The 10712-nt window shown below is 32.5% G+C and carries 10 protein-coding genes; 3 read left to right on the top strand and 7 right to left on the bottom strand.

Going from position 1 to position 10712, the window contains the following annotated elements; genetic code table 11:
• Window positions 1–552, bottom strand: a 552-nt coding sequence (tilS, locus tag ABYI63_RS08205; RefSeq protein ID WP_372755340.1) for a tRNA lysidine(34) synthetase TilS, incomplete at its 3' end; no start/stop codon positions are given.
• A gap of 149 nt (window positions 553–701) precedes the next feature.
• On the opposite strand from tilS, the gene ABYI63_RS08200 reads away from it, so the two are divergent.
• A complete protein-coding gene (locus ABYI63_RS08200; RefSeq protein ID WP_372755338.1) occupies window positions 702–1400 on the top strand; it encodes a hypothetical protein in 699 nt (232 codons plus the stop codon).
• Here ABYI63_RS08200 and pabB read toward each other — a convergent pair.
• Window positions 1388–2686 carry an aminodeoxychorismate synthase component I gene (pabB, locus tag ABYI63_RS08195; RefSeq protein WP_372755336.1) on the bottom strand — a complete coding sequence of 433 codons (1299 nt, stop codon included), beginning with the start codon at window positions 2684–2686 and terminating at the stop codon, window positions 1388–1390. The two genes, ABYI63_RS08200 and pabB, sit on opposite strands and share 13 nt — an antisense overlap.
• 79 nt (window positions 2687–2765) lie before the next feature.
• Here pabB and ABYI63_RS08190 point away from each other — a divergent pair, with 79 nt between their 5' ends.
• Both ABYI63_RS08190 and ABYI63_RS08185 read left to right on the top strand, forming a co-directional pair.
• Window positions 2766–3647, top strand: a complete 882-nt coding sequence (locus ABYI63_RS08190; protein WP_372755334.1) for an aldose 1-epimerase family protein — start codon at window positions 2766–2768, stop codon at window positions 3645–3647.
• Between the two features lie 46 nt (window positions 3648–3693).
• Window positions 3694–5040, top strand: coding sequence for a DEAD/DEAH box helicase (locus ABYI63_RS08185; RefSeq protein WP_372755332.1), 1347 nt, complete (start codon window positions 3694–3696; stop codon window positions 5038–5040).
• A gap of 35 nt (window positions 5041–5075) precedes the next feature.
• Here ABYI63_RS08185 and ABYI63_RS08180 read toward each other — a convergent pair whose 3' ends face one another.
• From ABYI63_RS08180 to ABYI63_RS08160, 5 genes are all read right to left on the bottom strand, one after another.
• Complete coding sequence (locus tag ABYI63_RS08180; protein ID WP_372755330.1) at window positions 5076–5618, bottom strand: cupin domain-containing protein; 543 nt, start codon at window positions 5616–5618, stop codon at window positions 5076–5078.
• Between the two features lie 83 nt (window positions 5619–5701).
• Window positions 5702–6511, bottom strand: a complete 810-nt coding sequence (locus tag ABYI63_RS08175) for a helix-turn-helix domain-containing protein (protein ID WP_372755328.1) — start codon at window positions 6509–6511, stop codon at window positions 5702–5704.
• 519 nt (window positions 6512–7030) lie between these two features.
• The gene (locus ABYI63_RS08170; protein WP_372755326.1) at window positions 7031–8566 is read right to left on the bottom strand and encodes a helix-turn-helix transcriptional regulator; all 1536 of its coding nucleotides are present in this window, start codon (window positions 8564–8566) and stop codon (window positions 7031–7033) included.
• 263 nt (window positions 8567–8829) lie between these two features.
• Window positions 8830–9438: a DEAD/DEAH box helicase gene (locus tag ABYI63_RS08165; protein ID WP_372755324.1), complete on the bottom strand. Its 609-nt coding sequence runs from the start codon at window positions 9436–9438 to the stop codon at window positions 8830–8832.
• Window positions 9439–9533: 95 nt separating this feature from the next.
• Complete coding sequence (locus ABYI63_RS08160; protein ID WP_372755322.1) at window positions 9534–10562, bottom strand: putative zinc-binding metallopeptidase; 1029 nt, start codon at window positions 10560–10562, stop codon at window positions 9534–9536.
• Between the last annotated feature and the right edge of the window lie 150 nt (window positions 10563–10712).

Below are 10712 nucleotides of genomic sequence, written 5' to 3'. Positions count from 1 at the left end.
ATTGCTGCTGTCTTCTCGCCACTCCAACTTATGCGCTCTGGCATAGGTTTCGATGTCTTCTCTTGTAAAACTTAATAGTGGCCTCACCACATTATTATTAACTGCCGGAATGCCTAATAAACCATCTAATCCGGTTCCTCGTGTTAGATTTATCAAAAACGTTTCGAGGTTATCATCGGCATGATGCGCCGTTAAAATATATTCAAAATGAAGTTGTTCGGTAAGTTCGGCAAACCATTGATATCTTAAAACCCTTGCTGCCATTTGAATACTTATCTTTTCATCGGCTGCAAACAATTTAGTATCAAAGCTTTCTATAAAGACTTCTAAATCTAATTCTTCGGCAAGTTGTAAAACAAAATCTTCGTCGGCATCACTTTCCTTCCCGCGTAAATTAAAATTACAATGTGCCAACGCTACATTTAAACCGATTTTACAACAAAGTTGAGCTAAAACCACGCTATCAATGCCACCTGAAATAGCTATAATCAATTTACTGTTCTTTAAAAAAGCCAGTTTAGAATCAATGTGATTTTGAAAGGTATGAATCATATTTCAAAGTTAATCTTTATTTTAATGTGAGAAAGAAGCGAGATAGCAAAGTTTCGATATAAACAAATACCGATACCTAAAAATGATTTTAATCATTAAAAATAATAGAGAATTTTGTAAATTTAGAAAGACAACTAAATACAGGCACTATGAGCACTATTGAACGATTAAACGACAAAGCCACCCAAAATGCATTTAACAAAAAAGTTGTGGCAACTTCCCATCAATTACATCCTTACGTAAAACATCGCCTTTATATTGCGGAATCTACAGGCATCATTCCTAAAAAAATGTACTCCTCTAGCGGAATTATTGATGAAAGCATCGTTAAATTTTATGAAAACGGTTATGATATTGATATTGACGCCAATGCTTTAAAATTAAAATTATTTAAATATGTGGATGCGGAATTGGATGCTATCTATAAAAAAGAAGCATTTCATAAAAACACCGTGAGCACGAATGCCATTTTAGAAGAAGAACTTGGTGCCTTAGAAGAACATTACACCATTGATGATGGCTTTGACTATGTTATGAATGAAGATTTAGACGACATTTCATATCAACAAAATGGACATAAAAAAAACTTTTTTTTATATGATGATGGCGATGGAAGCGCCTCGGTTTTAAATGCACTTGACGCCACGAAGGCTAAAGGAGATTCTAGTAAAAAAGCACTGGGCAACTTGTATAGTTGGCTTCCTTTAAATGTATCTAATATTGTTGACTTGTTTATTTTTGGAAAACTTAGTTTTGAAGAAATTTCAAAAGTAAAAAATATTGAAACCAAACGGATTGCGCTTATTTTTGATGAAATAAAAAAGAATTTTAACGATCACATCGAATAGTCTTCTAAGACTTCTCGCATGGCTTTAGCCTTAACCAAGCATTCTTCGTATTCCTTTATTGGGTCACTTTTAGCAGTAATAGCCCCACCAACGGAATACGATACGTATCGCTTGGTTTCGTTGTATAATATACTACGTATAACCACATTAAAATCGAAATCACCCGTAGGGGAAAAATACCCAACTGCTCCAGAATAGAGTCCGCGTTTGGTTTCTTCCAAAGCTTCAATAATAGTCATTGCAGAAATTTTCGGTGCCCCTGTCATGCTACCCATTGGGAAAGTACTTTTTATAATATCTACCGGATGCGTGGTATGTTCAACCTCCGATTTTACAGTAGAAATCATTTGATGTACCTGGTCAAATGTATAAACTTCACATAATTCCTCAACAAAAACACTACCTTTCTTAGCGGTTTTAGATAAATCGTTTCGTACCAAATCCACAATCATAATATTTTCGCTTCGCTCCTTTTCATTAGTCTGCAACTCTTTTTTTAGTTGCTCATCTTCCTCATTATTCTTTGATCGTTTCGCGGTCCCTTTAATAGGTTGTGAAATAATTGTAGTCCCTTGTTTTTTTATATAACGTTCTGGGGAAGCCGACAACACATACTTGTCTTGACATTTTAAAAAGGTTGCAAAGGGCGGGTTTGATATTCTATTTAACTTAAAGTAGGTTTCCAAAGGATTAATCTGCGTATCTTCCGAATAAAACTCCTGACAAAAATTAGCTTCATACAAATCACCACGATGTATGTGTGCCAACATGTTATTTATCTTCTCAACATAGGCATCCTTATGGATGCGAAGTTTAATTTTGAGATTATTTGATTTAGAATAAGTTAAATTTTCATATGCCTGAATGGCTTTTAAATCCACCTCAAATTCATCATCACACATATTTAAATACTGCATTTCAACTTGGCTTCCCTTAAAAAAGAAAAGTTTTTTTGGCTGAAAGAAATACAAATCGGGAAACTGTAAACCATCAAAATTCTGTGACACCAGATTTTCAACAGCATTTTTTAAATCGTAAGTTAAATAACCAAAAATCCAATCTTTAGTAGCCGTTTGGTATCCTTTTAAATGTTCAAAAGCTTGAGTGAAATCGGTTTTAATGCTAGTAAATGCATCAACAGCAAGCACTGCATCGTAACTGGAATAGGCTTGTTTATAATTATTAGAGTCCAACCAAACAACATCATCAAATTGTTGAGCCCAATGCAATAACTGCTCCTTAAACAAGTTTACATCGGGGATAATATGGCTAAAGGTGGTTCTCAACTATTAAATTTAAGCTGTAAAGTTAGTTAGATTCCTTAAAAATTTACAACTTTTGTACTTTAGTTTAAAATAACGGCATATGATAACTTTAGAAAATAGTCAACTTAAAATAATGGTAAATGCCATAGGTGCTGAATTGAGCAAAATTACCTCCGTAAAAAATGAAACAGAATTTATGTGGGACGCCAACCCAAACGTTTGGGGGAGTTTTGCTCCTAATTTATTTCCCATTATTGGCGCATTAAAAAATGACACTTATTTTTTTGAAGGTAATGCTTATAAGTTACCAAAACATGGTATGGTTAGAAATAACGACGCCGTTATATTACACGAACGCACTACAAATAGCTTAAAGTTTAAACTAAATTATAGTGAAGATTCCTTAAAAATCTATCCATTTAAATTTGAGTTTTACATAACCTACACTTTGAATAACAACAGTATTGAAGTACAGCATACCGTTAAAAACATAGATAAAAAACCACTTTACTTTTCGGTTGGCGGACACCCTGCATTTAAATGTCCGGTATTTGAAAATGAGGTTTATGAAGATTATTCATTGGAGTTTGAATACATTGAGAATTCAGAAACACACCTCATAAACATGGATAACGGCCTCATTTCCAAAAACACCAAACCCATCTTAAGCAACACAAACACATTGCCATTAACCCACGATATGTTTAATGATGATGCGCTTATTTTTAAAGATCTGAAGTCTAAAAAAGTAACTTTAAAGAGCAAAACCCATGGCAACATCCTTTCTGTAAGTTACCAAGATTTTCCTTATTTAGGAATTTGGGCTAAACCAACTGGAGATTATGTGTGTATTGAACCATGGTTAGGTATTGCAGACAATGATGATACCAACCAAGACTTTACCACTAAAGAAGGTATTTTAAAATTAGACGCTGGCAACACGTTTAAAGCAAGTTATTCCATTGAAATACTCAAGCTATAAGCGAAATAGAATAATAAGTGTAACTTTGCAATCTTAAACAGCTACTGTGACTTTCAAAGATTTAAATTTAAACACGCCTTTATATAACGCCTTAGACGATTTAGGCTTTACCACACCAACACCTATTCAGGCCGAATCCTTTAATGTGGTTAATTCAGGTGCCGATATTGTTGGTATAGCCCAAACAGGTACAGGTAAAACATTTGCCTACATGCTGCCTATTTTAAAAGGTCTGAAATTTTCTACACAAGAATCTCCTCGGGTTTTGGTATTAGTTCCTACACGCGAACTAGTAGTACAAGTAGTTGAAGAAATTGAGAAACTAGCAAAATACATTAATACCCGTGTATTAGGTGTTTATGGGGGCACGAACATTAACACCCAAAAACAGGCAATTGCAGAAGGCGTTGACATATTAGTTGCTACGCCGGGCCGAATGTACGATTTAGCACTTACACGCGTATTACAGTTAAAAACCATTCAAAAACTGGTTATTGATGAAGTTGATGTGATGCTCGATTTAGGTTTTAGACACCAATTAATTAACATATTCGATTTACTTCCTGAAAAACGCCAAAACATCATGTTTTCGGCAACAATGACCGATGATGTAGATGCATTAATTAATGATTTCTTTAAAGGTCCGGAGCGCGTTTCCATTGCTGTTTCTGGTACTCCTTTGGAAAACATTACCCAAACACGTTACAACGTTCCTAATTTTTATACTAAAACTAATTTATTGAAACATCTTTTAAACGATGTGGAAACTTTTAATAAGGTTTTGGTATTTGTTTCGAACAAAAAAATGGCTGATCGCTTATTTGAAATTTTGGATAGTAATTATCATGATGAATTATGCGTAATACACTCCAACAAAACCCAAAACTACCGGTTACGTAGTATTGAACAGTTCCGAAATGGAGACAACCGTATTTTAGTTGCTACCGATGTGATGGCACGTGGTTTGGATATTGATAACATTTCGCATGTTATTAATTTTGATACACCTAATTACCCTGAAAATTATATGCACCGTATTGGTAGAACTGGTCGTGCAGAACGTAAGGGTGATGCTATTTTATTTTCAACAGAGGAAGAACAAGAGTCCGTTAAAGCTATAGAAGGCCTAATGCAAATGACGGTTACCTTGTTAGAAATCCCAGAAGCTGTTGAAATATCTACCGAACTTATAGAAGAAGAGCGTCCGCAAATTAAGGAACGCAACAACCCTGCAAAGCGCGATGAAAATATTGGAGCAGCGTTTCATGAAAAATCCCAAAAAAACCAAAAAGAAAATTTGGGAGGTTCATATAAATTTAAAATTGCAGCCAAATACAAAAAGCCTAAAACGAGAGGTGATAAGAATTACAACAAAAGGAACAAGCGAAAATAAAAATCTAGCTCATTATTCTTACAGTCAGAAGTTTTTTAAACAAAACTGATACCATGTTTTCCACAAATAGAAGCAACCTTTTCAAAATCTGGAGGACCAGCCGGTAGTTCTGCTAATTCCATAAACATGTGCTCTATACCAGCAGGAAAAGCGGAAGTTATCATTTTAGCCTTTTCGGTCCCTACTACTTTCCATGAATGCGCTATATTTTTAGGAGCAAAAGCAACATCGCCTGCTTTTAAAACAGTGGTTTTCCCATTAACCATTATTTCTATTTGTCCTTTAACAACTCGAAAAACTTCATCTTCTTTGGTATGAATATGTGGGGGAATTCCAACCCCGGGATCTACATTATCAACCCATTCTACTAACTGATTATTGGTATCACTACCTATAAGTTTGTGTGTTTGGATATCACCAATAACATTTAATACATCACCTTCAGCATCTTTAACTATTTTGGGTTGCGTACTAATGTTTTCATCGTTTTTTAAAGGTGCCTGTCCTGAAATAGAACTAGGTGCTAATACTAGACATATGCCTAAACCTGATGTTTTTAAAAAGTCTTTTCGTTCCATAATATTTTGATTTACTGCAATATACCACCACACATCTTTAATATCACTACGAAAAACACGGCAAAACCTTAGATTTTCAGAAATTATTGCTTTTTGCGAAGTGCAGAGGGGGTATTGCCCGTGTGGAGCTTAAAAAAATAACAAAAATAATCGGGTGAAGAAAAACCTAATGAAAAACTAATTTCTTTAATAGTTTTGTTTGAAAATTTTAAAGCATGTCTAGACCGCATTAGCAACTGTTCCATTATGATGCTTTTAGCACCTACTTTTAAAACTTCCTTAACACATTCATTAAGATATTTAGGCGAAATATGAAGTTTATCTGCATAATAAACCACTTCATGATGTTTAAAAACATGCGTATTAACCAACTGTTTAAAACTATAAACCAATTGAGCTTTGGAGTTATATTTAGATGCCACGGATTTTATATTACATTGTCCATCGCAATAAATAAAAAAGGTATTGAGTAAAGACATTATGGCCTCATCTTTATGATTGAGCTGAGAACCCAATAATTCGTCCATCATTTCTAAAATGGCTTGTATACGCTTTTCTATACCTGGGCTTAATTGTATTAAAGGAATATCTTCAGAATTAAACAATCGCACTTTATTAATATGTAAGTTGCTTAACATGGGATTATTTAAAATTTCCGGAGTTATAAAAAGTATATAACCGGAAGCCAAAACACTGTTCGTTTTTACTAGTTTCCATTGACTTCTGGCATCAATAAAAATGATAGAATTAGCTACATTTTTATACGAAATACCATCTATTTTTAAAGAATCTATCCCATTTTTTATCCAACAAACTGCAAAACTATTTGTGTTGTTGGGTTTTGAAATAGTCCCTTTTAAAATTTGAGATATATGGATACCGTTAGATTGCATATAAAGACAATATTTTACGTAAAATCCTGATGGATTTACTAAAACCTTAATATATGAAAGAAACTTTAAATATTAAAATATACCTATTGTAAATTAACTAGACTTGAAGACACAACTAATTTAACTATACATGTTTTAAAATGAAATTAAATAAAACTGTTTAATGAAGAAGAAATATTTTTAATGATTTTATTTAAGAAAATAAAAAAAGGAGCCTCTCCCAAGACTCCTTTTTTAAATCCCTATAAACAAAATTATTGTCGATAACTACTTTTGTTTTTGATCAAATTTCCTAACAGATAACTGTCTTTAAATTTTAACCAACTTCCAACCACTTAGAAACAAAAGTATTCGGGTACTGATAAAATCAGCATTAATTAATAGCAGAACAAATATCATTAACTTCCTTGAAAATCGCTATAAATGCACTACGCAATTACTACGCAACTTGAAAATTCCAAGCAATATGTAGGTTTTATATTATCTAATATTTAAAAGACTAAATAATATACTACAAATCTATTTAGTGGATAAATTTTTAAAAGTTTCTTGAAGATAATCTGGCAAGGTAGTTTCATTAGTGTTCAGTGCTATCTTTTTAGAAATTCTATAGCGTTTACTTTCTAAAGCTCTAACCGAAATGTTTAAAAATAAGGCTATTTCTTTATTCTTAAATCCCATAAAAAGATAGTAACAAGTAATAATTTCTGAGTCGTTAAGTTGCGGATGTAAGGTCTCTATTTTTTTAAAAAACTCTACGTTAAGATCATTAACTATTTCAATTTGATTATCACTTTTATCTAAAAGTACCGAAGCATTATGGTGTAAGTTTTTGTATAGTTCCTTAACTCTATCTCGTTGTTCTGTTTCAACACGTATTTTAGAAATATTTTGAACTTCATTTTTCAAATTAAGAATATACTCTTCTAGACCCAACACCTTACCTGTTAATTTCTCGTTATTGGACTTCAAATATGACAAGTTACTTATCTTATTTTTAGTAGCCTTTAACTTACTTTTGTTTTTTCTATAATAAAGAAAAAAGAAAACGCTTAAAAATGCTAAAACACATAACAATAGCAATGCCAAAACACCATTCCAAAATGTTTTACGACTTTCATTTTTTAGCTCCGATTCCTTTTCTAGCAAAACATGGCTTATTTGCATACTTGCTTCCAGGTTTTTATCAAACATTTTGTTTTCAAAATAAACTATGGAATCCAGATATACTTTTGTATTATTAAAATCCCCTAATGATTTATAAGTATCTACTTTTAAATTCAAATACCGTCTTATTAAATCCTTGTTCATGCTGTTTCTGTACTTTTCAGATTTAGATAAATAGTGAAAAACAGAATCTTTAGTTTTGGTTTTAAAGAAATGTTCCGCAAATGATATGTACAAAGCGGCGCTATAGGAGTTATAATTATAAGTTGTAATGGTTGGGTTGTGTTCTAAACTCTCAAATTCATTTAGGTAACCATAGGCACTTTTTAAATTATCTAATTTAATAAAGTTGGAAGTTAGCATGTAGGTAGCAAATAAATAGAAATAAGCATCATCTTCTATCTTTTTGTATTTATCCAAATTCTTTAATAACAACTTATTGCAGGCTTCATAGTTATTATTGGTAAATTCAACATAAGCATGCATTTGCTCCACTTCAATCAATCCATTGGTATTATTCTCTAATTCGTAATACTTCTTTGCTTTATCTAAATAACTATACGCTATAGAAGCTTTTTTAGCAAAATACATTCCTGCAAAAAGTTCTAAACTAGCATTTGCGGCCACATTATAGTTCTTCTCCTTTTCAGCATACCTAACAGACAGCACATAATTGTGGTAAGAACGTGCATATTCACTTCGCTCATCATGTATTAAGGCTTTAAGAAAATAATAGTCGGCAAGTCGTCCTTTAATTTTATCTTCTATTGGCTCTGGAATAGAATCTAAAAATGCCTGAGCTTTTGCAGAAGTTTCGTTAACATATACATTGGCGGAATCGACTAACCTAAAGTAATTTTTGGATGCTCCATTTTGAGTAAAACTCATCGTACAAAAACTTAAAAAGCATGACAAACAGAGCTTTTTAATTAGGTTATGGCTTATACCAAGTCTAAATAGAGAGAAACTTTCGATGGCTAAAGGTTTTACTTGAAATGACTACAAAAATAATAAATATTTTTGCACAAAAATTGGCAAAACGAGTATAATTACTTCGAATTAAAATTAAAAAACACCTTGATAAATTATTATTTCTTTAATATGAAAGTTAAAAAAGCACCCTTTAATAGCATTATTAATATTTGTGCTAATTATAACTCAATTACCTCAGCAAGGTGCATGAAGGACTCTTGCCAACGGTCAAAACGATCATCATATTTATCAGTAAAAACTAAATATTGGCATCTTCCAATGCTTTCTGGAGTTCTTGTTACCTCAGCAAAATTATTGTTTCTAAATAAGAATTCAGCATCTTCAACAATGCACATTTGTAACTTATTCAAATTAATACCGTTAAGATAAAATATTCTGTTTAACCGTTTAGGCGTAGCAATCACAATATCGGTTCCTAAATACAAGTCTTCCCGCTGTAACTCTATATTATGCTCTTCATAAGCACAATATACCCGTAAATCTGTCCCCCTTTTATAGGCATTGAAAATTTCGGCAAGGTGTAATGCCGACTGTTTGTCTTTCACAAAAATTAATGCACGAGGCGCATCTTCAAAAGCTTTTTTTAATTTATTTATGACACTAATAACAATACTAGTTGTTTTTCCAGCATTTTTAGTCGCTATTACAAATAGATTTTTGCCTCCTTTTATTTTTGATAATATTTCCTTTTGAAGTGCATTTGGTTCTGTTATACCTTGGCGTTGCAAATTATCTTTAAGCGGCTCAATTATTTTTTTAAAAGACATTTATAAATTTTTATTTATATGGCAAAGATAACCTTTTAAAAATTCAATTAGAAATAGTGCTATCAGATAATACTATCACTAAAATAATGAAGCATTTATTGAATAACCAAACTGCTGTTATTTAGCAAATTGTGGATATATGTAAGCTTTTCAACTACTTTATTTGGTACCACAAACGGATAAATATCTGGTAACCCCATAGACCTGTTCAAGCTATTAGCAGCGCAAGTTAGTGCCATACTAGCTTCAAAAATAACGTTAAAGTCTTCTGTTGCATAAGGGTTTAAACTTGAAGTAACTACCAACTTTTTTACTGCTTGTTTTTCAGGCTGGAAGACCATACCAAAACTGTGGGCTGTTTCTAGGGTATCCATAATATGTAAATAATGTGCCCAGGTTTCAGCCCAATCTTCCCAGGCATGGCTACTGGCATATTCACTAATAAAATTTTGATTCCAATTCTCAGGCGCACCATTTTTATAATGAGTCTCCAAAGCATCACCATAATTCATACGCTCATCTCCAAACATCTGTCTAAACGATTCTATATTGGAATCATCAAACAAAAGTTCCCAGTAATAGTGACCAACTTCATGCCGAAAATGCCCCAAAAGTGTTCGGTACGGTTCATTCATCTGTTTTCGCAATTGCTCACGATGTACAGAATCGGCTTCGGATAAAATAATAGTTACTACTCCTTCGGCATGCCCTGTTAGCACATTTTTATCATTGTTTTCAGATAAAAAATCAAAAACAATACCCTCCGATTTTTTTAATTTTGAAACAATTGGTAACCTCAGTTTTAACAATTGGTAAATTAATCGATGTTTGGCAATCTCTAATCTTTTCCATTTTTCAAAATTCTCATTACTAGTTCTGTCGGGAACTGTTCTGTTTAAACTGCAGGCCAAACAAAACTCTTTGTTTTGATTAGCATCTACCAACCAGTTACAAACACCCCATGCTTCATTAGTGCAAAGCTTTGAAAAGTTGCTTTGGTTGTTGTTAGGTATTTCAAATGCATCAAAATACGGATTGTAACCCAAAGCAGTGTTGCAATTTTTACAAATTGTATTTTCGAAAAAGACAGGTGATTCACAATTAGGACATTCGAAAACCTTCATAGCTATGTTTTTATAATAAATTTATGAAAAAGGCAAATATTAAGAATGGATGCTACAATCAAATGTAAGAATTTATTTTAATTCATGTGTTTTAATTCCACAAAAAAAAGCGCTCAATAATGAACGCTTTTTACTTGCTATTAGTCACTC

Source organism: Mariniflexile sp., assembly GCF_041583155.1.
Classification (GTDB): Bacteria; Bacteroidota; Bacteroidia; order Flavobacteriales; family Flavobacteriaceae; genus Mariniflexile.
This window is presented reverse-complemented; position numbering and strand designations above follow the sequence as displayed.